This is a genomic window from Cedecea davisae DSM 4568 (assembly GCF_000412335.2).
GTDB classification, from domain to species: domain Bacteria; phylum Pseudomonadota; class Gammaproteobacteria; order Enterobacterales; family Enterobacteriaceae; genus Cedecea; species Cedecea davisae.
The window spans coordinates 2,292,787-2,318,720 of the sequence record NZ_KE161030.1; the positions used below are offsets into that span (position 1 = coordinate 2,292,787).

The 25,934-nt window shown below is 57.3% G+C and carries 7 protein-coding genes; 2 read left to right on the forward strand and 5 right to left on the reverse strand.

Annotation, left to right across the window (positions count from 1 at the left end; translation table 11 throughout):
* Window positions 1-394 precede the first annotated feature (394 nt).
* Window positions 395-2,668: a primary-amine oxidase gene (tynA, locus tag HMPREF0201_RS10530; RefSeq protein ID WP_039898271.1), complete on the forward strand. Its 2,274-nt coding sequence runs from the start codon at window positions 395-397 to the stop codon at window positions 2,666-2,668.
* A 34-nt stretch (window positions 2,669-2,702) separates the two neighbouring features.
* Here the strand turns inward: tynA and HMPREF0201_RS10535 are convergent, their stop codons facing one another.
* Complete coding sequence (locus HMPREF0201_RS10535) at window positions 2,703-3,398, reverse strand: class I SAM-dependent methyltransferase (RefSeq protein ID WP_016536611.1); 696 nt, start codon at window positions 3,396-3,398, stop codon at window positions 2,703-2,705.
* A gap of 535 nt (window positions 3,399-3,933) precedes the next feature.
* Between HMPREF0201_RS10535 and HMPREF0201_RS10540 the strand changes: the two genes are divergently transcribed.
* Window positions 3,934-4,707: a hypothetical protein gene (locus HMPREF0201_RS10540; RefSeq protein WP_016536613.1), complete on the forward strand. Its 774-nt coding sequence runs from the start codon at window positions 3,934-3,936 to the stop codon at window positions 4,705-4,707.
* A 29-nt stretch (window positions 4,708-4,736) separates the two neighbouring features.
* Here HMPREF0201_RS10540 and HMPREF0201_RS10545 read toward each other — a convergent pair whose 3' ends face one another.
* From HMPREF0201_RS10545 to HMPREF0201_RS10560, 4 genes are all read right to left on the reverse strand, one after another.
* Window positions 4,737-5,912, reverse strand: coding sequence for an HlyD family type I secretion periplasmic adaptor subunit (locus tag HMPREF0201_RS10545; RefSeq protein ID WP_016536614.1), 1,176 nt, complete (start codon window positions 5,910-5,912; stop codon window positions 4,737-4,739).
* Window positions 5,909-8,089 (reverse strand): type I secretion system permease/ATPase, encoded by a 2,181-nt coding sequence (locus HMPREF0201_RS10550; protein ID WP_016536615.1) that lies wholly within the window; start codon window positions 8,087-8,089, stop codon window positions 5,909-5,911. Before HMPREF0201_RS10550 ends, HMPREF0201_RS10545 begins: the two co-directional genes overlap by 4 nt.
* 96 nt (window positions 8,090-8,185) lie before the next feature.
* Entirely contained in the window at window positions 8,186-24,433 is a 16,248-nt protein-coding gene (locus HMPREF0201_RS10555; RefSeq protein WP_016536616.1) for an Ig-like domain-containing protein, read from the reverse strand.
* A 134-nt stretch (window positions 24,434-24,567) separates the two neighbouring features.
* Window positions 24,568-25,911 carry a TolC family outer membrane protein gene (locus tag HMPREF0201_RS10560; RefSeq protein ID WP_016536617.1) on the reverse strand — a complete coding sequence of 448 codons (1,344 nt, stop codon included), beginning with the start codon at window positions 25,909-25,911 and terminating at the stop codon, window positions 24,568-24,570.
* Window positions 25,912-25,934 lie beyond the last annotated feature (23 nt).

A 25,934-nucleotide genomic window follows, 5' to 3' on the forward strand; every position in this document is an offset into this window, starting at 1 on the left:
TATTTCCCCCTGACACGTTCACCGTTCTCTGCGCGTGCAGGGAAAACAGATTTACGGGTGAACGGAACATAATCATGGTCACAGAGGTTATCTCTCTGCTTACAACCGTTTATGCCAATCCGAAGATAAGCCATGCCCTTGCCCCGGCTCTCATCGTCCCCCTCACCCCGGCCCTCTCCCCAAAGGGGCGAGGGGGCAAAAGATTCCGCCGGACGGGTGAACGGAACAGATCCGGGCGAATAGCTCCCCCCTTCAAATCCGCATTCTGGCAACCACAACAAAACGGTTGGCAGGCACGACAAGGGAAGCGCCGACGGAAGTTGTTATGTTGAATCCGACACTCTTTATCCAGCACGCAGATAACAACACAACACACTCTGAAGGTGAGAACGTGATGACAATTAAAACTGGAAAAAAAGCGCTGGCGCTGGCCATTGCGCTCCTGACCTCTGCCGGTGTTAACGCCCCAGCCTTCGCCCACGGCGGCGAAGCGCATATGGTGCCCATGCAGAAAACGCTCGCTGATTTTGGCGCGGACGTCCAGTGGGACGATTACGCGCAAATGTTTACCCTCATCAAAGACGGCGCTTATGTAAAAGTGAAGCCAAACGCCACCACGGCGGTGGTTAACGGTAAAACGCTGAAACTTGAAGTGCCGGTTATCTTTAAAGACAAAACGGCGTTTATCTCCGAAGGCTTTATCAATGAAGTTTTCCAGTCCGGGCTGGATCAAACCTTCGCCGTAGAGAAAAAACCACACCCGCTTAATTCCCTCAGCGCCGATGAAATTAATAAAACGGTGGAGATAATCAAAACAGCGGCGGAGTACAAAGCCAATATCCGCTTTACCGAGATTTCACTGCGCGAGCCGCCTAAAGAGCAGGTATGGAAGTTTGTGATAGACGGCACCAGCGTGAGTCAGCCCCGCGAGGCCGATGTCATTATGCTCGATGGTCGCCATATTATAGAGGCCACGGTGGATATAAGCGCCGGAAAAGTGAATTCATGGAAGCCCATAGAGGGTGCTCACGGCATGGTATTGCTGGACGATTTTGCCAGCGTACAGTCAATAATCAACGGCAGTAAAGAATTTGCCGAGGCGGTGAAAAAACGCGGTATCAAAGATCCGTCGAAAGTAGTAACCACCCCGCTCACCGTCGGCTATTTTGACGGTAAAGACGGCCTGAAGCAGGATCAGCGTCTGCTGAAGGTCATCAGCTATCTCGACGTTGGCGACGGCAACTACTGGGCGCATCCGATTGAAAATCTGGTCGCCGTGGTAGACCTCGAGCAGAAGAAAATCATCAAGATTGAGGAAGGCCCAACTATCCCGGTACCGATGACGCCGCGTCCTTATGACGGGCGCGACCGCGCTGCCCCGAGTCATAAACCGCTGGAAATTATCGAACCGGAGGGCAAAAACTACACCATTACCGGCGACACCATCCGCTGGCAAAACTGGGATTTTCACCTGCGCCTCAATTCCCGCGTCGGGCCAATCATCTCTACCGTGACCTATAACGACAACGGCACCAAACGCAAAATAATGTATGAAGGTTCGCTGGGCGGGATGATTGTGCCATATGGCGACCCGGATATCGGCTGGTACTTCAAGGCTTATCTGGATGCAGGTGATTACGGCATGGGCACGCTGACCTCGCCAATAGCACGCGGTAAGGACGCACCGGGCAATGCGGTTTTATTGGATGAAACCATTGCCGATTACACAGGTAAACCAACCACGATACCACGTGCTATCGCCGTTTTTGAGCGCTATGCCGGGCCGGAGTACAAGCATCAGGAAATGGGCCAGCCGAACGTCAGCAGCGAACGCCGCGAGCTGGTGGTGCGCTGGATTAGTACCGTCGGCAACTACGACTATATTTTTGACTGGGTATTCCACCAGAACGGCACCATCGGTATCGACGCGGGCGCTACGGGCATTGAAGCGGTAAAAGGCGTGAAGGCTAAAACCATGCACGATGCCAGCGCGAAGGAAGATACGCGCTACGGCACGCTGATTGACCACAATATCGTCGGCACCACCCACCAGCATATTTATAACTTCCGCCTGGACCTGGATATCGATGGCGAAAATAATAGCCTGACTGCTATCGATCCGGTAGTGAAGCCAAATACCAGCGGCGGGCCACGCACCAGCACCATGCAGATCGATGAATATGCGATTAAAAATGAGCAGGATGCGGCTCAGAAATTTGACCCCGGTACCGTGCGCCTGTTGAGCAATCCTAATAAAGAAAACCGCATGGGCAACCCGGTTTCTTATCAGCTGATCCCTTATGCGGGCGGCACTCATCCGGTGGCTACCGGCGCGAAATTTGCTCCGGACGAATGGATTTACCACCGCCTGAGTTTTATGGATAAACAGCTGTGGGTGACCCGCTATAACCCGGATGAACGCTATTCAGAAGGCAAATACCCTAACCGCTCCGCCCACGATACCGGGCTGGGAGCCTATACCAAAGACAACCAGTCGCTGGAAAACAGCGATAACGTAGTCTGGCTGACCACCGGCACCACGCATATTGCGCGTGCCGAAGAGTGGCCAATCATGCCAACGGAATGGGTACATGCCCTGCTCAAACCCTGGAACTTCTTTAACGAAACGCCAACCCTGGTGCAGTCGGCGGATAAGGACGGGAAGTAGTCAACAAGGGCGCTCCGCAACGAGCGCCCGCTTTTTATTCCGCAGACTTAACAGCTTGCCAGGCGTGGATCAGCAGCGACTGAAAGAACTGGACGCTGCTCGCAAAACCCGCTTCCAGCAACAGAGCCTCCGTTTGCCGCGGTGCAAGCAGCAGCAGGCGACGGTTTAGCTCAGCCTTAACCTCTTCGATATCGCGCGGGCGCTGGGTGAACGCCTGCTGCAACGCTACCCAATTTTTCAACTGCCCGTTAAAAGCCGGGTCCTGCATATCACCGGCTATCTCGGCCGCTATCAACTGCCCGTTTGGCTTCAGCCTGTCAGCAATGTGCTGGTAAATTCCGCCGCGCCGTGGGTGCTGGATAAAATGCGCTACCAGCAGGCAAAGCGCCACGTCGAATTCGCTCTGCGGCTGAACATCATCCACATGGCCAACAATCAATTCGCAGCGCTCGCTCAGCCCTTCCCGCTCAAGTTTTTCAGCGCATACCGCCAGCATATCCGGCGAAGGATCCACCCCGGTAAAGCGCCATGTCGGGTGCTCTTTTGCCAGCCTGACTATTTCTGTTCCGGTGCCGACACCCACGCACAGCACACGAGAATCATCTGGAAAATCTCGCAGCAGCAATGAGATAAGCAGGTGCAGGTTGTCCGAAATTTCCTTCAGCCGCTGGTTGCTGACGTCGTACTGGCGCGAAAACTCAGCGTTAAAAATGTCATTGGTATCGTTCATCAGGCTGCCTCGGTTCACGGCTTTAACAACTCATGTAACTTACGATAGCACATGAGATGAAGGTTTAAAAATCGTTTTCTTCAGCGCCATAAACGCCTCTCAGAACAGATTCTCCGCTGAAAAATATCCGATTAAATAACCGATTGATTAATATCCAGGCAAATAAAACGGCCGCTAATGAAATTTCTTTTCCGCTGTCGGAATAATTTTTTCCGCAAAATGAAACAAAATATTACCTGAGTAAAAATAAGCATTTTTAGTCACGAAAAAGTAAAGATCAAATAATTCCGAGACGATCTTTTTTATTTGGAGGCAACTAGTGATATACTGCCAGACGGTTTGCAAACCATTTAAGAATAATCAGGCCACTTGTTATCTGGCCTTACAAAACCTCAATCTGGCACTCATTTTATGGGTTCGATCCCCCGTAACTGAAAGACCGGGACAATAAATAATTATGACCTACCATCCACTTCAAAACACCATAGCAACATACAGTCAGCAAATAAAAAGCCACCCTCGATTTCGGGAGGCTATGCGGCATCATTATGACTCACTGTTAGTTACTTATAAAAAGCAGCCGCTATTTTATAAAACTATTCTGCAAAGCTCCCGCTTTCATGTTGTGCTGGCGCTGCTTTGCTTCCACTATGGCGACCGTCGTGCGGTGCTGGCGGATATTAAAGAGTTTTGCGTGAGAATGGAGTTAACCAGCCTGAACACCGTGAATTCGCTGGTGACTCTGCTGCGCATCACCGGGCGTATGACGCTGGAAAAAAGCGAGGATGACCGCCGGGTTTTGCTCTATACCCCCAGCGAAAAAGGCCTCAATGAAACGCGCAGTTATATGCAAATTTCCATACCTTCGCTGAAACTTTTACTCCCGGAAAATACGCTTTCGATTCACGCTCTGGAAGATGAGGCAACCTTCACACAGTTTTTCCGCCGCAGCGCCGGGCTGTTATTTGATGAAGTAATATTGAGCCGACTGGTAGACAACAGCGCGATGTTTGTCGATAAAGATGCCGGGCATATTATCATGTTAAGAATATTACTTAACGCCCGCCAGGATGAAAATGGCCGCTGGTGGCTACAGCCCAACTACAATAAAACGGCAAAAGAGCTGTCAATTTCGCGCATGCATCTTCGCCGCATTATTAACTGTGGTATCTTAGCCGGGCTATTCAGCGAGGATAATGAAGGCCTGCTGGAAATTCATCAGAGCTTTATTGAAATGGCCGAATCTTATTTTGGGTATTACTTCTCATTTATCCTTTACGGGCTTAATATCAATCCTTGTGAAGTGTAAGAAAAGCCGGCATAAAGCCGGCTTTTCTATTATCTCTCCCGCAGCGCCTCTCTCGCCTTATTCAGCGGTTTCAGCAGATAGTCGAGTATCGATTTGCTGCCGGTTTTAATATCTACCGTCGCTATCATACCCGGGAAGATCGGGAACGCTTTTCCTTCGCGGTTTTCAAGCTGGCTGGCGTCGGTGCGAATGTAAACCCGATAGTAGTAAACGTCCCGCTTCACTTCATCCTGAAGGGTGTCAGGCGAAATCATCGTAACCACGCCCTGCAGCCCGCCGTAGATGGAGTAATCGTAAGCGGTTATTTTGACCAAAGCCTTTTGTCCTGGATGGATAAACGCTACGTCTCGCGGAGAGATCTTCGCTTCAATCAGCATTTGGTCATCAAGCGGAACCAGCGTCATCAGCTTGCCGTTCGGCGGGATCACTCCGCCAACGGTGGTCACTTCGATGCCCTTCACAATCGCCCGCAGCGGCGCGGTGAACTTCAGCCGGGTCAGGGAATCCGTTCGCCCACGCATCACCGAGCGCTGGGTTTCTATTTCTTCATTGGTTTTTGCCAGCTCTTCACGCGCGCGCACGTAATACTGGTTTTGCATTTCGGTAATTTTGTTTTGCAGCTCATTTTTCTGCCTTTGCAGGCGCAGCACCTCAACGCTGCTGGCCGCTCCCTGCTTAACCAGCGGTTGAGTCATGGCCAGCTCCCGCTGCACCAGCGCTACGGCCTCGCGTAAACCGGCAACCCCTTTTTCCAGGCTGCTACGGCGTGATTCGTATAAAGCCGTCTCCTGGCTGACCAGCTCGCTGTCGGTTGCCAGAATGTCAGGGAAAGTCAGAGGCGTACCGCCAACTTCGGCTTTTAAACGAGAAGCCGTTGCTATCGCGGCGTGCAAACGTGATTCGCTCTCCTGCACGCCGGACTCGGTTTTGGTGCGATCAAGCTGGGCCAGGACCTGCCCGCGTTCCACAATATCGCCCTCATGGACTTCAAGCTTGTATAGGATCCCGCCTTCCAGCGACTGAATGACCTGCTCACGGGCGGAAGGCACAACTTTGCCCGAACCTGTTGTCACCTCATCGAGGGTGAAGAAGTTTGCCCAGACAACAAAAACCAGCAGCATCAGCCCCAGGGCCCAGGCAACCAGGCTGGAGCGAGGGAGCGCAGGCTCCTTGAGGCGGCTGTTATAACGCGTGATGTCATTCATGCCTGCGCCTCCGTGGCTTCGGCCGTTTTAAGAGTTGCGGTACGGCGCGGCGCGGCCTTTTTCTCCATCATGCCGTGCTGTTGTAGAATTTTGTCACGCGGGCCGTCCATGACGATACGGCCCTGATCCAGCACGATAATGCGGTCAACAAGCTGCAAAATCGGCATTCTGTGAGTCGCCACCACCATCGTTCGGTTGCCGAGCCAGCCCCCAAGATTGGCAATCAGCTGCCGCTCGCTCACTTCATCCAGCCAGGCCGTTGGCTCATCAAGCAGCAGGATCTGCGGCTGGGTTATCAGGGCTCTTGCCAGCAAAAGCGCCTGCCGCTGCCCGCCGGACAGCCCCGCGCCGCCTTCGGTAATCAGATAATTGAGGCCATTTTTCTGTTTCTGCACAAAGCTCAGAGCGCCGCTAAGAACCAGCGCCCGATGGATCTCTTCGTCGGTCGCCAGCGGGCGCCCCATCGTCAGGTTGTCGCGTACCGAGCCAAAGAACAGCCGGGCCTGCTGGCTCAGCAGATGCATATCGCGGCGTAGATCGGCGGTATCCAGCTGGCCGAGACTAATATCGTCTAGCAGGATCTGGCCATGCTGCGGCGTCTGCATTCCTGCCAGCAGCTGCAATAACGTGCTTTTCCCCGACCCGTTGCGGCCCAGCAGCGCAATCTTTTCCCCGGCCTGAATGGTCAACCTGGCGATATCGAGGTCGTTAACCTTCTCTTCTTCGTCGTAATAAAACGCGGCGTAGTTGAGCTGATAATTGCCCCGCAGGTGAGATTTATGCACTTTCTTACCCTGCTCGGGATCGTCAAGCGGGCGCTGCATAAGGTCGTCCAGCCCCTTGCGCGCGACTTTCGCCTGCTGCCAGCGCGAAAGAACGCCGGAAATCTGCGCCAGCGGCGCAATAGTGCGAGATGCGAGGATCGAGGTTCCTACCAGCGCACCGGTGGTCATATCGCCATTGATAACCAGATAACAGCCGACAAGCAGCACAACGGCGTAAACAATCGACTGCACTTCCTGAGTCCAGGTCATCAGCATGCTGGTCAGCCAGCGCTGCTTCATGCCTACCGCCGCCGCCACGTCGTTGGTGTTATTCCACTGATTCTGGAACCGCTGTTCCGCCCGCAGCAGTTTAATGTCTTCGATGGACTGTACGGCTTCAACCAGCGTTGCGTTGCGGATAGCAGACTCGCGCATTCCTTCATTGGAAAGCTGCGCCAGCGGGCGCTGTACCAGCAGGCCGGGGATCAGCAACAGCGGAATAGCCAACAGCACCACAAACACCAGCGGGCCGCCGATAAGCCACAGGATAAAGACAAACAGCAGGAAGAACGGGATATCCGAAACCGTGCTGATGGTGGTGGAGGTAATTAACTCGCGCACCGATTCCAGCTCGCGGATTTGCGAGATAAACGAGCCGGTGGATTTTGGCCGCGCGTTATTTTTAATGCGCAGCGCGCGGGCAAAAACCCGGTCAGAAATACGCAGGTCGGCCCGCTTGCCGACCACATCGGCAATGTGTACACGAAGCATACGCATGGTGAATTCAAAAATAATCGCCAGCATCACCCCGCCGAACAGCACCCAGAGCGTCGGTACCGACTGGGAAGGCACGACGCGGTCATATACCTGCATCGAAAAAATCATCCCGGCAAGCGCCAGCACGTTGGCCGCCATTGCCACCAGCATGATGTCTCCGTAACGCTTCCAGTCTTTCAGGGCCAGCGTCCAGAACCAGTTTTTCTGATACGGCTTAACGTAATCGTCCACGCGCGCATCGGGAATGGAGTTCAGCGGGCGCAGCAGAATAATGCCTTTAAGGCGCTTTGCCAGCTCGTCACGGCTAACGACGGTTTCCAGCCCGCCGTCTCCGCTGAGCTGCACGCTAATCTGCCCATAGTTATCCATACGGGTCAAAACGGCCATTTGCCCGTCGGTAAACTCGGCCACCAGCGGCAGTCGCCACGGATCGATAAGCGAAACGTCTGCCGGTGCGGTACGCATGGCGAGCCCAAGCTGGCGAGCGATATCTTCCAGCACCAGATGATGAGGGCTTTGGCTCTCCTGATTGATGCCCACGCGAACGTGTTCCTCGGAGAAATCCAGACGATAGTGGCGCGCGACGCTAAGCATCGCCTGCAGCCAGGGTTCGTAGCGGGTATGCGTTGAAGTCATTACGTTTCACGTCCTGCGAAAGAAAAATAAATCTGCGGCTATATCTTTTAAGCGACAGCTGCCCCGCCGGGCTTAACTCCGGCGGGGCCTGTTACGCTAGATAACCAACAGCTGGTGGTTGGCCAGTAGCGTAGCCAGATCGGTCTGCACGCCGTTGAGCGTGACGACCGTGGTTGGGTCAAAGGCTCCTCCCTTGCCGTCACGATCGATCTGGATTTCGGTATTACTGCCGTTCTGCACCACTTTGATGTAATCGCCGATATTGCCTGCCCCCGCGCCCAGCTGCGCCACGCCGTTGATGTAATGCGCCGAGCCATCTCCGGCATAGCCGCTGCCCTGCAACAGTTCGCGCAGGTCGATACGGTCGCTGTCTGCGGTACCTTCCCAGGTGCCAACCGAGAAGCCGTTAACCACATCGCTGCCGTTCCCGCCGGTCGCATCCGCGTTATTCAGCAACTTGTATAACAGCGTATCGTGGCCGCCGTTGCCGATATTGAAGATGTCGTTGCCGCCGCGACCTTCGAAGACGTTATTCCCGCTGTTTCCGGTTATCACATCATCGTGGTCAGAGCCTGCAATGCCTTCGATATTGGTGAAGGTTGCGGTGTTAAACCCGGTGTTTTGCGCGCCGGTTTTACTCAGATCCGCATTGATCCCAACGGTGGAGTTTTTAAAGTCAACAATATCCATACCGCCGGTTGTGCTCCAGGTCTGGTGATCCGAAGAGGTTTCCCATCCGCCGCCGCCGTTGTAGACGTAGGTTCCCTGTGCGGCGACAAAGGTATCGTTGTAGCCGGTTCCGGTCAGGGTTCCGCCGTGAATACCGGTTGCAGCGTCTGCCGTCAGGGCATAGCTTTCTTTTCCGTCTCCGGCGGTTAACCCGTCCCACGTTTCGTTGCTGGAAACGCCGTTAATGGCGCGCACCAGTACCGCGCTGTAGGTTTCTGACGGGCTCAAACCGTAGAAGCTCACCAGCGCCGAAGCATCGTTAATGCCGATGCCCGACTGGGCGTTAATCACCTGGCTTGCCACCAGCACGCCCGCGGAGTTGTACAGCTTCACGGTGTTGCCGTAGAAGACGTTCATCCCTTCGCCATCGACTATTTTGAGGTGGATAGCCGTACCCGGCGCAACGGTGTTGGTGTTGCGCTCCAGCACTACGCTGCCGTTCTGGCGGAAGATCAGCAGATCCTGCGCACCATCCCAGTCGTAATCCACCAGCGCCGCGCCGGAAACCTGGCTGGTGGTGGCCGATCCAAACTTAGATGAGGTAAAGCTCGCCGCACCCGGCAGCGCGTCGTTGGTGTAAATGTACGACTGCCCGGTATTCGCCAGCTTGATGATGTCCATCCTGCCGTCGAGGTTCCAGTCCACCGCCACGCTCACGGTGCCGTTATACTTCTCTGTGCCTACCGCCGTTCCGGTCTGCAAATTGCCCTTGCCGTCGTTCAGCATTAGCAAGCCGCCGGTTCCCGCGCGGGACATGCCCATATACAGATCCATATAACCGTCACCGTTAAAGTCGGCCCAGGTCATGCTGACCGCATTACTCGCCGCCGCAGAGCCGGTTGCGCTGTACATGGTGTTAATGAAGTTCTGGCTCCAGGTAAACGTCCCATCACCTTTGCTGAACATGGTGGACAGCGCGTAGTTATTGCCCCCGTTGGTGGTGTGCTGGGCAATATCCACCATGCCATCGTTGTTCAGGTCAACGCCGGAAGCTTCAATCAGGCTGTTGTAGTTACCCACTTTTGCGCCGGTCACGAAGTTGCTGTAGGTCCCACTGCCGGATGTGCCCGTCAGCTTGCCGCCGTTGTTGTTCATAAAGGTGCTGGAGTCCGGCCCGCCCGCGTCGCCCATCACAAAGTCAACGTAGCCGTCGCCCTGGAAATCAATCGCCACCACCGCGCCGTACCAGAGCAGTGCACCAACCGCCGCGCTACTGCCGGTGCTGGTCGACGTATAGGTTCCGTCGCCGTTGTTTATCAACTGGGCGATGTAGCTATAGTTGGTGCTTTCCACCAGCATATCTGCCAGCCCATCGCGGTTGATGTCAGCATAGGCGCCGGTGGTGTAGCTCCCGGTCATGGTGAAGTTGCCGCTGACGCTGTAATTGTTGCGGTCGTTAGCGGAGGCAAACTGCTGGTTGCTGGCAAACGTCCACATACCGTCCGTATCCAGCATATAGCTTGCTGAATAAGCGTTGGTTGCGCTGGTGAAGGACCAGCCCGGCGTCATGGATGCCTCCGCCCCTACCACTACTGTGCCGTGCGTAAGACCCGCGTTGTTGCCGTTACCCGCGCTGCTCATTACCTGCGCCGTTACGTCATAGCTTTTCAGCCCCAGGGCATTTCCGTCAGGGATCTGCAAATACCAGGTGTTAGATGAAGGATCGACCACCACCGCGCCGCCGCGTTCAGAGCTGTAGGTTTTGCCGTCTACCGTGACAACCACATACTGCCCGTTGACCAAATCGGCATTTACGGTGCCGGTAATAATCGGCGTGGTGTCCGTCGTCGTCAGGCCGTCAACCAGCGCTTTGGTGGTAGGTATCGAGGTATCTACCGTCAGGCTAAACTTGTTCGAGTCGGTGTAGTTCCCGGCTTTGTCGGTGATACGCAACACATAGTTGTAATTGCCGTCCAGCAGGCCGGAATCCGCAAACGTCCAGTTGGTTCCGCCGGTAATAGTCACCTTGCCCACCAGCACGCCGTCGCGGAAAATTTGGGCTATTTCGCCGTCCGCCAGCGCATGATTCAGAGTGCCGTTAAGCACCGGAGAGTTATCATCCGTCGGATAGCTGCCGTCGAAGTTACCGGTACGTTCGCCGGTATCATCGGTGTAGCTCACAATAGTGCCGAGCGTGTCCGGCGCCAGGGTATCAACCGTGACGGTCTGGTTGGCGGTTGAGCCAACGTTTCCGGCCTGGTCGATAATACGAACCTGGTAGAGGTAATCCCCGTCAGCAAGCGTGCGCCCGTCAACGTAGTGCCACGCCGTGCCGTTAACCACGACATCGACCCAGTTTTTGCCACCGTCCAGGCTTATCTGCACTCGCTCATCGCTTGCCAGCGTATGGCCCAGCGTACCGTTCAGGGTCAGCGTGGTATCCATGGTGATAAAGTCGCTGCTGCTCTGCCCGGTGTCTTCGGAGATGCTGTCGATAGTAATCCCGTAGACAGGTGCGACGGTATCAACGGTCACGGTCTGGGTGGCCGTATCACCCACGTTCCCGGCGAGATCGACCACACGAACCTGGTAAGTGTGATTTCCGTCAGCCAGAACCCGCGCGTCAGTGTAGTGCCAGCTGGTTCCGCTCACGGAGGTGGCGTAAACCCAGGTTAAGCCGCCGTCCAGGCTTATCTGGACGAACTCGTTGCTGCCGAGCGCCTTGCCCAGGCTGCCGTTCAGCGTCAGCGTATTATCGTTGGTGATAAAGTCGCTGCCGCTGAAACCGCTGTCGTTGCTGATGCTATCGACGGTAATCGTTATCGCCGCATCCGGGGCGACGGTATCCACCGTCACCTGCTGCGAAGCGCTCTGCCCGACGTTTCCGGCATCATCCACCACGCGCACGATGTATTGATAAGTGCCGTCGCTAAGGGTTCTTCCGTCGTTGAAGTACCAGCTGGTTCCGAGCGTAGTCACCGTCTGCCAGGTCGTTCCGCCATCGAGGCTTATCTGGACATACTCGCCGTCCAGCAGCGCGGCGCCCACGGTTCCACGCAGCGTCAGCGAAGTATCGTTGGTAACAAAATCGCTGTTACTCAGCCCGGTATCGTCGCTGATGCTGTCGATAGTGACGGTTTTGCTGGCGTCAGGCGCTACGGTGTCCACCGTTACCAGCTGGCTTGCGGTTGAGCCGATATTGCCCGCAGCATCAATAACCCGAAGCTGATAAAGATAATCGCCGTCCGCGAGTACCCGGCCATCGATATAGCTCCAGCTGGTGCCGCTGATGCTGACATCAACCCAGGTTTTACCGCCGTCAATACTAATCTGCGCGTGCTCCCCGGCCGCCAGCGGCGCGCCAAGTTTACCGCTCAGCGTCAGGGTATTGTCGCTGGTGATAAAATCATGTGCGTCCAGACCGGTATCGCGGGAAACGGCTTCCACTGTGATGGTTTTGCTTGCATCAGGGGCGACGGTGTCGATAACCACATTTTGCGCGGCGGTCGCGCCTACGTTGCCCGCATTGTCTATCACGCGAACGTTATAGGTTACCGTGCCGTCCGGCAGCGTGCGGCCATCCGCAAAACTCCATGCGGTGCCGTTAACCACCAGATCGATCCAGCTTGCGCCGCCGTCGAGGCTTATCTGTGCCTTCTCATTATTGCCCAGCGCTGCGCCCAGCGAGCCTTTCACCACCACCTTGTTATCGGCGGTAATAAAGTCCGTGGCGCTCAGCCCGGTGTCGTTTTGCAGCGCATCAATAGTAATGCTCATCTGCGGCGGCGTGGTATCCACGGTAATGGTGCGGTCGGCCCCGGCGCTATTGCCGATGCTGTTGCTGACGCTGGCGTGAATCACATACGAGCCGCCGTCTGCGAGAGCGGTTACCGCACTGCTGCCGAGGGTGTAGCTCCAGCTGCCGTCGCTTTGTACCGTAGTGCTATAAGTCTGTCCGTTCAGCGTGATGGTCACGGTTTGTCCGGCAGGAGCATTGGTTGTCCCGCCGATTACCAACGGCGTGCCGTGCTCCGCGGCGCTGACGATATCGTCTCCGGCAAAGGTGCCTACGCTAATGGTCGGCACTTCGCCGCTCAGGGTGACCTGAGTGCTGCCGCTGCCGCCGTTGCCCGCCTTGTCGCTGACGGTGGCAGAAATAACATAACTGCCGTCCGCCGCGCCGAGGAAGTCCTGCGCCGGAACGGTAACCGACCAGCTGCCGCCGTCGCCAACCTTAGCGGTGTAGCTATGGTTATTGAAGGTAACGGTGATGGTCTGGCCCGGCTGTGCGCTGGTGGTGCCGCTGATGACCTGGCCCACCTGCTGTTCGCCGCTGTTAATGATGTCGTCGCCCGCCACCTTATTGAAGGTGATGGTTGGCGCCACCGTGTCCACCGTCAGGGTGCGGTCCGCGCTGCCCGGGTTACCGGCTTTATCGCTTACCGCGGCATTAACGATAAAGTCGCCCTCGGCAAGTTTCGCCAGGTCCTGGGCAGGTACGGTAAGGCTCCAGCTGCCGTCCGCCTGAACGGTGGTTTCGTAGCTTTCAGTGCCCAGGGTTACCGTCACTTTTTGCCCAACTTCCGCGCTGCTGGTTCCGCGGATCGTCAGCGGCTGCTGCTGCTCCACGGCGTTAATCACATTATCGCCAGACAGGTCAGCGATAGTGATAATTGGCGCGGAGGTATCCACGCTGATGTTATGGCTTGCTGAGGCCGAATTGTTGGCGCTGTCGGTGGCCGAAGCCGTCACGGTGTAGCCGCTGCCGTGCGTCAGATTCTGCACCTGCTCCGCCGGAACGGTAACCGACCAGCCGCCGCCCGCCTGAATAGTGGCGCTATAGCTCACGCCGTTCAGGATGACCGTAACCTGCGTCCCCGTTGCCAGTTCGCTGCTGCCCCCGCTGATAATCAGACTCTGGCTGGCTTCGGCCGCGTTAATCACGTCATCATTGCTGATGGTGTTGATAGTCAGCCCGACGGTTGAAGCGCTTACCAGCACGTTATGCGACGCGCTGCCCTCGTTACCTGCGGCATCGGTCAAGACCGCGCTCACGGTGGCGGTGCCATTTTGCAGAGCGGAGATAGCCGATGCCGGAACGCCGACGCTCCAGTTTCCGCTGGCATCCACCGTTGTGGTGTATTTGATGCCGTTGAGGGTGATAACAATTGTATTTCCCGGAGCCGCGCCGCTGCTGGAGCCGGAGATAATCTGCGCCTGCCCGTGCTCGCTCAGGTTGATAATGTCATCGCCCGCTATCGGGTTGAAACTGATTGTCGGCGCGGTGGTGTCCAGCGTGATGCTCTTGCTGCTTGTTGTGCCGTTGCCAGCCGCATCGTTAACGCTGACGCTAATCTGGTAATTATTGTCCGCCAGCGCACCCAAAGCCGTTGCATCGAGAGTGATGCTCCAGCTGCCGTCCGCCTGCACAACGCCGGTATGTGTTTTTCCATCCAGCGTCAGGGTAACGGTCTGGCCCGGTTCCGCATTTGAGCTACCGGTTACCGTTACGCCGGTTCCGGCTTCTTTCGCGTTAATCACGTTGTCTGCCGCAACCGTATCGATTGTCAGGGCTGGAGCGCTTGCGTCCACGCTATATTCACGCTCTGCCGATGCGCCGTTACCGTTCACATTAGAGACGCTAACCTTTACCGAAGCATCGCCATCTTTCAGGCCGCTGAGGTCACCCGTCGGAACGCTGTAGCTCCAGCTGCCATCATCTTTAACCTGAGTGGTATAGCTGCGCCCGCCGAAGGTAATCGTGACGGTTTGCCCGGCCTCCACGTTCTGAGTGCTGCCGGAAAGCAGCAGGTCTGCGCCTTTCTCTGCGGCATTCAGCACGTTGTCGGCCGTAATGCTATTCACGCTGATGGCTACCGGGCTGAGATCTACTTTGACGGTATGATCGATGGAAACCGGGTTACCCGCGCTGCTGCTGCCTGCCGCGCTGACGGTAACATCGCCCGCTGGCCAAAGGCTTACATCATTCGCCGGTACTGCCGCAGACCAGACGCCGCTGGCGCTAACGGTCGCCAGATAGCTTTTTCCGCCGATAGTTACGGTGACGGTGCTGCCCACGGCCATGCCGCTGGCGCTGCCGCTAACGATCAGATTCTGTCCGTGTTCGATAGCATTAATAACGTCGTCGCCCGCCACGGTGTCGATGCGGATGCCAGGCAAGCCGGCGTCGATAGCAAAATCATGTTCGGCGGACCCGCTATTACCGTGGCCGTTGGTGACCGATGCGCTCACCGTCAGCTTGCCGTTACCCAGCGCGGCCAGCACGTCCGCCGGGAGTTCGAGGCTCCAGCTCAGATCGCTTTTCACCGTTGCGGTGTAGCTTTTTCCACCCAGCATAATTGTGACAACGTCACCTTCCGCAGCATGGCTTACCTTCCCGCTCAGCGTCTGCCCGGCGGCAACTTCAGCCGCATTCAGCACGTTGTCAGCGGTTATCGCATTAATGGTGACGGCCGGGGCCGCCGTATCCACCAGCAGATTGGCATTAGCGCTCGCGCTATTGCCGATGGCGTTTGTCGCCGTAGCGCTCAGGGTATAATTCGCTTCACCCAGCGCGGCCAGATCGCCGGGCTGAACCTCAAGGCTCCAGTTGCCGTCTGCATCCGTAGTGGCGCTGTAGTTTTTGCCGTTCAGCGTGACGGTTACACGGGTTCCCGCCGCAAGGTTGGCGCTGGTTCCGCTCAGGGTCAGAGCTTCGCCTTTTTCCACCGCGTTAAGCACGTTGTCGCCGCTGATGGCGTTGAAGTTAACCGACGGCAGGCCGGTATTAACCAGCACTTCGTGGCTCCCGCCGCCGGTATTCCCCGCCGAATCGGTCAGGCTGGCGGTTATTGTCACTTTGCCGTCGGCAAGCTGGCTCACCACTTCCGCCGGGACGCCTATGCTCCAGTTGCCTGCGGCGTCAACGGTTGTAGTCCAGCTTTCAGAGCCGAGGGTGACGGTGATTTTATCGCCCACCGCCGCGCCGCTGCTGGTGCCGGAAACTATCTGCGCCTGGCCGTGTTCGGCAAGGTTAATCACATCGTCGCCCGCCACGGTGTTGAAGCCGACGGACGGCACGGTAGCATCCACCTTCACGTTATGGCTGGTTGTGCTGCCGTTGCCTGCCGCATCGCTGACGCTGGCCGCTACGGTATATACGCCGTCGGCAAGCGCGGAGGCTTTGTCCGCTGGCACGGTCACGCTCCACGAGCCGTTCGGCTGCACGGTCCCGGTGTAACTTTCGCCGTTCAGCACCACGGTGACGGTTTGCCCCGCCTCGGCGCTGCTGGTGCCGGTAATGACCACCGGCTGCCCGACTTCGACGGCGTTCAGCACGTCGTCTCCGCCAATAACGTTGATTTGCAGCGTAGGCGCTGCGGTATCGACGCTGATTTCGCGCCCCGCAGAAGCGCCGTTGCCGTTAACGTTCACCGTGCTAACTTCAACCGAAGTGTCGCCGTCTTTCAGGCCCTTCATATCACCGGCTGGAACGGTAAATTCCCAACTGCCGTTCGCCTGTACCTGAGTGGTATAGGTGTGCCCCGCAAAGGTAATCGTGACGGTTTGCCCCGCTTCCACATTCTGCGTGGTGCCGGACAACAGCAGATCCGCCCCTTTCTCGGCGGCGTTCAGCACGTCATCCCCGGCAATTTGGTTGACGGAAATCGCCACGGCGCTGAGATCAACATTCACCGTATGGTCGATGGATACCGGGTTGCCGGTATCGCTGCTGCCTTTAGCGGAAACGGTAATATCCCCGGCCGCCCACAGGCTAACTTCATTGCCCGGAACGACGGTTTGCCAACTGCCGTCCGCGCTGACCACCGCGCCATACTCTTTGCCATTGACCGTTACGGTCACCGCGCTGCCCACGCTCAGGCCGGAGCTGGTGCCGCTGATAATCAGATTGAGGCCATGTTCGATGGCGTTAACAACGTCATCCCCGGCAATGGTGTTAATACGCAGCCCCGGCAGCGCGGCATCAATGGTGATTTCGCGCGAGCCGGTGCCGGTATTGCCGGCGCCGTCGGTCACGGAAGCGTTGATTTTAAGATCGCCGTTGCCCAGCGCTTCCAGTACGTCTTTACCCAGCGGCAGGCTCCAGGTCAGATCATCCTGAACTTTTGCCGTGTAGTTAACGCCGCCGATATTGAGGGTAACGTCCGCTCCGGCCTGCACGCCGGTGACTCGCCCGCTGATTATCTGCCCCGCGGTCAGTTCGCCCGCGTTGATAACATCGTCTGTAGCAACAACATTGATGGTTACGCCCGGCAACGTCGAAGCCACTTCCAGCGTGCTGGTCTGGCCGCCGCTGTTCCCTACGTCATTGCTGGCGCTAACGGAAACCTCGTAGAAAGCTTCGCCAAGATGAGCGACATCCTGCGCAGGAACGGTCGTCGTCCATTTGCCCTGGTCATCAACCGTTGCGGCATAGTTTTTGCCGTTAAGGGTTACGGTTACCAGAGCGCCAGGAGCCAGCCCGGTCGATGAGCCGCTGATAACTACGTCGCCGGTTTTCTCATCGGCATTAAGAATATTGTCTCCGGCGATGGTATCTATCGCCAGGGTCGGAGCGGCCGTGTTGACGGTAATTTCGCGCGAACTGTCGCCGGTGTTGCCCGCTTTATCGGTAATGGAAGCGGTAACGGTGTAGCCGCTGTCCGCTAACGCGCCGATATCCCCGCGCGGTATGCCCACGCTCCAGTTGCCCGCCGCGTCAACCACGCCGGTGTAACTCTTATTACCCAGCGTCACGGTGACAATATCACCCGCCGCCGCGCCGGTACTGGTGCCGGAGATAATCTGCGCCTGCCCGTGCTCGCCGCTGTTTATCACATCGTCTGCGGCAATCGCGCCGATGGTGACTTTTGGAACGGTAATATCAACCAACATGTCGCGGCTGGCCGAGCCAGCGTTGCCCGCGCGGTCTTCCACGTTTGCCGTAATGACAATATTGCCGTCGGCCAGCTTGCCGACATCTTCCGCCGGCACCGTCAGGCTCCAGCTGCCGTCGGCCTTAACGTTCGCTTCGTAATCTTTGCCGTTGAGCTTCACGGTAACGGTCTGGCCCGCTTCTGCGGAACTGGTGCCGCTAATAACCAGCGCCTGCTTCGCCTCGGCGGCATTCAGCAGGTTGTCCTGGCTTACCGGATCCAGCGTGACCGTAGGGGCAAGCGTATCCACGCTGACGTTTTGTGCCGCGCCGGTACTGTTGCCGTTATTGTTGGTCACGCTGACCTGCACGCTGGTATCGCCGTCTTTCAGGGCGACCATATCCGCGGCGGGAACCTTGTGGCTCCAGCTGCCGTCAGGCTGCACGGTAGCGGTGTAGGTGTGGCCGCCAAAAGTGATGGTTACCGTCTGGCCTGCTTCCACATTCTGCGTGCTGCCGGAAAGCAGCAGATCGGCGCCTTTCTCGGCGGCGTTCAGCACGTTGTCACCTGAAACGGTGTTGATGCTGATAACCACCTCGCTCAAATCAACAACGACCTGGTGCTGGATGGCGACATCATTACCCGCGCTGCTGCTGCCTTTTACCTCGATGCTAATGGAACCTTCACTCCACTGGCTAACCTCGTTGCCCGGCACGGCGGCCTGCCAGCTGCCGTCTGCCCGCACGGTGGCATCATAATCTTTGCCGTTTATGGTGACGGTCACCGCGCTCCCGGCTTTCAGGCCGGTGCTGGTGCCGGTAATAATCAGGTTCTGGGCATGCTCGATGGCGTTTATCACGTCATCACCCGCCACGGTATCCACACGCAGCCCCGGTAAATTGGCATCTATAGCGATATCGCGGCTGCCGCTGCCGGTATTGCCGTGGCCGTTGGTAACCGAAGCCGTCAGCGTCAAATCACCGTTGCCGAGCGCCGTAAGGATCTCTTTAGAAACCGGCAGGCTCCAGCTCAAATCATCCTGCACAATCGCCTGGTAGAGTTTGCCGCCGAGATTAATAGTGACAACGTCACCTGATGCGGCACCGGTCACCGTCCCGCTGAGGGTCTGGCCGCTGGCGATTTCACCGGCGTTGAGGATATTGTCGGCGGTAACGCTGTTGATGGTTACCGTAGGCAGCGCGCTGTCTACCTGCACGTTATGGCTGGCGCTATTGCTGTTGCCGCTGGCGTCGGTCACGTTTGCGCTAACCTGGTAGTTAGCTTCGCCCAGCTTGCCTACCGCAGAAGCGGGCACGGTAGTGCTCCAGCTACCGTCATCCCGGGTGATGGCCTGATAGTTCACGCCGTTTAGCGTGACGGTGATGACGGTGCCCGCTGGCTGATTACTGGTGCCGGAGATTTGAAGATCCTGACCTTTTTCAACCGCGTTGATCACATCATCGTGCGCAAGCGTTGCGATATCGATCGTCGGCAGAGCGATATTCACCGTTATGCCGTGCGTGATGCTGCCGGTGTTGCCCGCAGCATCGGTAACGCTGGCGGTGAGCGTATAGCTTCCGTCCGCCAGCCCTTTAATCACAGCAGCAGGAATGCCTACGCTCCAGTCGCCGTTGCTGTCCAGAGTCGTGGTGTAGCTGAATGAAACGCCGGAATCGTTAGTAATTTTTACGGTCACAACGTCCCCGGCGGCTGCGCCGGTGCTGCTTCCGCTGATGGTTTGCGCGTAGTTGTGTTCCGTAGCGTTAATGGTGTCATCGCCCGCAACGGTTTCAATCGTCAGCTTCGGCTCGGTGATATCTACCAGCATGCTGCGGTCGGCGTTTGACGGGTTGCCGGCTTTGTCAGCAACCGTGGCATGAACCGTGACATTCCCGTCGCTAAGCGCCCCCAGCGCGTCTGCCGGAACGGTGATGCTCCAGCGGCCATCGGCCCCAACTTTTGCGCTGTAGCTGATGTTGTTCAGGGTAAGCGTCACTTCCTGGCCCGGCTCGGCGGTGCTGCTCCCGGTAATGGTCAGAGGCTGCTTCGCTTCTGCCGCATTAAGGATATTGTTGTCGCTCAGCGGATCGATGGTCAGCAGCGGTGCGCTGGTGTCAACGCTGTATTCCTGCCCGGCGCTCGCCGGGTTACCGCTGGCATTGCTGACGCTAACGGTGACCTGTGCATCACCGTCTTTGAGCTTAGCCATGTCCGCCGCCGGAACGCTGAAGCTCCAGGTGCCGTTATCGTTAACGGTGGTGGTGTAGCTGTGTCCGGCGAAGGTAATCGTCACGGTCTGCCCCGGCTCCACATTAGTGGTCATCCCGGAGAGCAGAAGATCGGCGCCCTTCTCGGCGGCGTTCAGCACGTTGTCCGCCGTGACGCTATTAATACTGATTGAAACCGGAGCCAGGTCTACATCCACGATGCTGTCGATGCTGACCGGGTTTCCGGCGCTGCTGCTGGCGGAAGCGGTGACCGTCAGCACGCCATCCGGCCAGGTGGCAACGTCGGCGGCAGGCACCGCCGCACTCCAGCTGCCGTCGGCATTGACCGTGGCCGGGTAATTTTTGCCATGCAGGGTAACGGTGACGACGCTACCTGCCGTGAGATAGCTGCTGGTGCCGCTGATTATCAGATTCTGGCCGTGTTCCGCGAGGTTAATAATATCGTCGCCCGCAACCGTGTCGATGCGCAGCCCCGGAAGTTGAGCGTCGATAGTGATATCGCGCTCCGCGCTGCCGGTGTTGCCGTGTCCGTTAGTCACCGAGGCATGAACCGTTAGCTCGCCGTTGCCCAGCGCGGTAAGAATCTCTTTCGACAGAGGCACGCTCCAGCTGAGGTCGTCCTGAACCACGGCGCTGTAGCTTTTGCCGCCCAGCAGCACGGTCACGGTGTCACCGGCCTTCACGTTCATCACGCTGCCCCGCAGGGTTTGCCCGGCGTTCACTTCAGCAAGATTGACGGTGTTATCGCCCGCCACGGTATCGATCAGCACAATCGGCAGCGAGCTGTCTACCAGCACGTTGTGGCTGGTGGAATTGCCGTTGCCGCTGGCATCCGTGACCGCCGCGCTGACGGTGTAGTTAGCCTCACCCAGCTTAGCAACGTCCTGGGCGGGGATTTCTACGCTCCAGCGATTGCCGCTCACGGTGGCGCTGTAGTTCACGCCGTTAAGCGTGACGGTGACCCCCGTACCATCAGGCTGATCGCTGGTACCGCGGACGACCAGTGAAGCGCTTTTTTCAGCCGCGTTAACCACGTCATCCTGAGCAACGGTGTCGATGCTGATTTGCGGTAGCCCGGTCGCCACTTCGAAGTTAAGCGCGCCGCTGCCGCTGTTACCCGCTTTATCCGTAACGACTACGGTTGCGCTGTATTTGCCGTCGGCCAGGCCGCCGATGACATCGGCAGGCAGGCCAAGGCTCCAGTTGCCGCTGGCATCCAGCACCGTCGTATATTCAACGTTGTTGATGGTGATTTTGACCGCATCGCCAGCCGCCGCGCCGGTCGCTTTGCCGGTAAGCATCTGCGCCTGGCCATGCTCAAGCTGATTAATGATGTTGTCGCCTGCAAAGGCGTTGATAGTGACAACCGGCACCGTGGTATCCACCAGCATGCCGTGGCTGGCGCTGCCCGGGTTGCCCGCAACGTCATTGACGCTGGCGCTTATCGACCAGCTGCCATCGTGAAGGTTGGCCAGATCCTGCGCCGGAACGGTGACGCTCCAGCTGCCGTCCGCCTGAACCTGCCCGGTGTAGCTTTGCTTATTGAGAATGACGGTCACCGTCTGGCCCGGCTGGGCGGTGCTGGTGCCGGTAATTGCCAGATCCTGCGCCGCCTCGGCGTGGTTAAGAATATTATCCGCGGTGATGCTGTTTAAGGTAATGGCCGGAGGTTGAGTATCCACCAGCACTTCACGCGCCCCGCTGGCGCTGTTACCGCTAGTATTAGTCACGCTAACGGACACTTCGGCGCGGCCGTCAATCATTGCGCCCATATCAGAAGCCGGAACCGTGTAGCTCCAGCTGCCGTCTTCATTCACCGTCGTGGTGTAGGTGTGACCGGCAAATTTGATAACCACGGTCTGCCCTGGCTCAACGCCCTGGGTTTTACCGTTGAGCGTCAGGTCTGCCGCCTTCTCGACCGCATTTAGCATATCGTCGCCGGTGACAGCTTCGACGGTTATTGCCACCGAATTCAGGTCAACTTCCAGTTCGCGGGACATCACCGCCGGGTTGCCCCATTCGTCTGCGGAGCTGGCCACAATGCTCAGCTTTCCGTTTGCCCAGGAGGCTAAATCAGCGGCGGGAACGCCAATCTGCCAGCTGCCGTTTGTGTTAACCACGGCCTGGTAGTCAATGTTGTTGATCCGCACCGTAATGGTGGTTCCGGCGCTAAGATTCGCGCTGCTGCCCGTCACGGTAAGATCCTGGTGCTGTTCGATGGCGTTAATCACGTCGTCGCCGGAGATGGTGTTAATGCGCAGCCCCGGAAGCTGGGCGTTAATGTTAATTTCGCTGCTACCGCTGCCGGTATTTCCGTGCCCATTAGTCACGGAGGCAACGATAGACGCATCGCCGTCGCCCAGCGCTTTTAAGTCAGCAGCAGGCACCGTGGTGCTCCAGCTCAGATCGTTTTGCACCGTCGCGTTATAGGTTTTTCCGCCGAGTTTAATGGTGACCGTATCACCTTCGTGCGCCCCGGTGACCCGGCCGCTAAGCAGCTGATCGTTATCTATTTCGCTGTTGTTAACCCGGTTATCCCCGGCAAAAGCAGAAACAATCACCGTCGGCAGCGCGGTATCAACCAGCAAGGTCGCACCCGCCGATCCGGTATTGCCGTTGCTGTCTGTGCCGCTAACGCTGAGGGTGTAGTTGGTATCGCCGAGCTTAACCACATCGGTGACAGGCACTTCTACGCTCCACGCGCCATGGTTCACCACGCCCGCATAGTTCACGCCGTTAAGCGTAACGGTAATCGCGCTGCCGTCCGGCAGGTTACTGGTGCCGCTCAGGGTAAGCGGCTGCCCGGCCTCGCTGGCGTTGAGTACGTTATCGTGGCTTATGGCGTCGAAGCTAAACGACGGAGGCGTGGAGCTAACGGTAATATCATGGTTTACGCTGGCGCTGTTGCCTGCCGCATCGGTGATGGTCACCGTAATAGTGTTCTGGCCTTCCGGCAGCGAGGAAACAACTTCTTTAGGAATGCCCACGCTCCAGCTGCCGTCTGCTTTAACGGTAGTGCTGTAGGTTGCGCCGCCCACGGAGACGGTTATCTTATCGCCCTCTGCCGCGCCGCGGCTGGTGCCGGAGACGATCTGTGCCTGCCCCTGCTCGGTCACGCTGAGGATGTCGTCGCCGGCAACGGTATTGACGCTGGCCTCTGGCGGAGTGGTATCGACCAGAAGCGAAGTGTTGGTATTAGTGGTATTGCCCGCTTTATCGCTGACGCTGAAGTTAAGCGTGTAGTTGTTGTCCACCATGGCCTGAACGTCAGCGGCGGGGAGCTCCAGGCTCCAGCTGCCGTCCGCGCCGACTACGGCTGTGTAAGTCAGGCCGTTCAGTTTCAGGGTAACGATTTGCCCCGCTTCAGCGTCGGTTTTACCGCTGACGATGACAGGGCCGCCGTGTTCCGCCGCGTTAACAATATTGTCCCCGGCAACGGTATCTACCGTCAGAACCGGCGCTTTGGTATCAACGACAATCGTCTGGCTGGCGGAGATTGTATTCCCGGCGGCATCTTTGCCGCTTACGGCAACCGTCCAGCTGCCGTCGGCCAGGTTTTTTGCATCAGCAGCAGGAACGTTGAGACTCCAGCTGCCGTCCGCGTTAACGGTGGTTGCGTAGGTTTTACCATTAAGGGTCACGGTTAATGCCGTACCCGCTGCCAGCTCTTTTGAGCTGCCGCTTAACAGCAGATCATTTGCCTGAGCGGCCGAGTTAATGACGTTTTTGTCGGCGGTAACGGCGACGTCGATGGCGGCCTCTGCGGTGACAATATTCAGCGTGATATCGCCCGCAGAGCTGACTTTGCTGCCGTCAATCTGCACTACGCTGTAGGTATGGGTGCCGTCGGGCTGTTCGCCGAGCAGCACGCTCCAGCTACCGTTTTTATCTACCATGGTGCTGGCGATGGTATTGCCGTTAGCGTCTTTGATTTGAATCGTCGCGCCCGGCTGGCCGGAGCCGCTAAAGGTTGGCGTGGCGTCATCGGTGACCGCATTGCTGCTCAGCAGCCCTTTGCTGTCGCCTTTGTTATCGGTCACCGCAAAGGTCGGCCTTGCGCTCTCAACCTCTTTGGTATTATCGATTATTTCGGTGTGATTTTTGTCGCTGCCGCCGTGAGCGAGCAGTGCGCCAACCCCGACGCCGCCGGCAATAGCACCGGCAACCCAGCCCCAGGGAACATCGCTCAGTACGGAGCCATCCAGCAGAGGCTGTACGGACTCAATCGGCATAGCCGTTGCCGTAAGCTCGATGCCCTGGCCGCCCAGCGCCGCGCCCGCGTCGTCGAAAGTGATATGAGTAAGCCCGTTGCCGTCGTCGAATACCAGCTCAGAGTGGCGGCCGGACTGCCCCTCTTCTTCCGCGAAATAGCCGTTACAGCGCATCACGCTGCCGTCTTTCATGTAGATCAGCAGGTCTTTACCCTGGCGCACATAGCGAGCCACGTCCTGGGCGCTGCCGTGAACCTGGATGATCGACGGGGAAGAGAGCGAAACGGAAAGATTGCCGTCGCTGGTTAATACTGTTTTCTCTGCATTTTTGCGCGAAATAACGTCAACAACTTTACTCATAGCACTTCTCCTTAAATATGCCGAAACGGGGCATATACGCTTATTTTTGAATGTGCGTATCCCTGAGAAATCTGGATCTCATTTCACATCAACTTATTTTTTCAGTTATCGCTAACTTGCTGCTCTGTTGGTATTTATTTCAATTCAGGTAATTTCGATGCGGCGTTTTTTTCAATCCCCGTCAGCGGCAATAAATTGTCTACGGCGGCGGCATAATTTACCGCTGCCAGCCAGCCGTCATAATCGGCATTAATTTGTGCCCACGCCGCCTGAAAAACGTCCTGCTCCACGCTTAATAAATCGTTGAGGCTGCGTTTGCTGAGCTTGTATTCGTTTTTATAAACCTCACGGGCGCGGCGGGCGTTGTCCAGCTGTAGCTTTCCGGCCTCTTCCCGGCCTCTGGCACCGCTCCAGTCCGCCATCGCTACCGAGGCCTTCTGCAACACGTCAAATTTAGCCTGCTCTACCTGTGAGGTAGCAATACGCCGCGCGCCCTGAGCCTGCTCAACCTGGGCCGAAACGGCGCCCCCCTGATAGATTGGGGCATCAACGTTAAGTTGAATTTGATCGTCCCAGTAAGCGTTATTGTTGGACTGATAGCGGGTGCGCCCGCCCCTCAGGCTTAACGTGGGCCAGTGGCCGGACTTTGCTTTATCGACGGCATAATCCGAGGAGTTGCGCATGGCTTCAGCCGCTAATACCGCCGGGATAATCGAGTAGTCAATGTTGTCGAGCGGCTCCTGCTCCAGCGCCAGCTTCATCGGCAGCGGCTGGTATTGAGCGGCTTTCACTCCTGTCAGCACCACCAGCCGCGCTTTCGCGCTCTGTAAGGCGGCCTGATATTGTTCCAGCGTCGAGCGCATGCCCGCTATCCTGGTTTGGGTTTGCAGCACGTCCGAGCTGGAGCTAAGCCCGGCGTCAGCACGCAGCTTCGCCATGTTGTTCACGGTTTGCAGCGCGGCAACGCCCTCGTCGGCGGCAGCAATCAGCGCCTGGTAGCGCTTGACCTCGATATACGTCTGGGCGGTTTTCTCCGCCACCTCGGTTAACGTTGCCATCAACTGATAACGGTAGCTTTCCCGCTGGCTCTGCTGCTGGCTAATATTGCTGCTGGTTTTGCCGAAGTCATACACCAGCTGGGTAAGACTGAGACCGTAAGCAGCCGAATTTTTTAATGAACCGCTGGAGTCAGTGGTGCTGGAGTGGCCGGTGCTGCCGCTAAGAGAAACCTGCGGGAACCATGCGCTCCGGGCCTGGTCGATTTGTGCCTGGCCGATGCCGAGCTGCGCGGCCTGCCGGGAAACCGCAGGATCTCTGTCCAGGGCAAACAAAATGCTCTCTCCGAGCGTCAGGCTGGTGGCTTGAGCAACGCCGGGGGCAGCGGCCCACTCCGGCGCAGGGGCGGCATTTCCACCCGCGCTGGCCCCGATACAAATAAGGGCGAAAATGACGCCTGACAGAGAATAAAAATGGGCCATAATCGCAAGATCCTTCTACTCAA

Excerpts from the sequence above, each read along its gene's own strand:
- HMPREF0201_RS10550 (WP_016536615.1), bottom strand. The coding sequence starts at position 8,089 with ATGACTTCAACGCATACCCGCTACGAACCCTGGCTGCAGGCGATGCTT.
- HMPREF0201_RS10560 (WP_016536617.1), bottom strand. The coding sequence starts at position 25,911 with ATGGCCCATTTTTATTCTCTGTCAGGCGTCATTTTCGCCCTTATTTGT.
- tynA (WP_039898271.1), top strand. The coding sequence starts at position 395 with ATGACAATTAAAACTGGAAAAAAAGCGCTGGCGCTGGCCATTGCGCTC.
- HMPREF0201_RS10545 (WP_016536614.1), bottom strand. The coding sequence starts at position 5,912 with ATGAATGACATCACGCGTTATAACAGCCGCCTCAAGGAGCCTGCGCTC.
- HMPREF0201_RS10535 (WP_016536611.1), bottom strand. The coding sequence starts at position 3,398 with ATGAACGATACCAATGACATTTTTAACGCTGAGTTTTCGCGCCAGTAC.
- HMPREF0201_RS10540 (WP_016536613.1), top strand. The coding sequence starts at position 3,934 with ATGCGGCATCATTATGACTCACTGTTAGTTACTTATAAAAAGCAGCCG.
- HMPREF0201_RS10555 (WP_016536616.1), bottom strand. The coding sequence starts at position 24,433 with ATGAGTAAAGTTGTTGACGTTATTTCGCGCAAAAATGCAGAGAAAACA.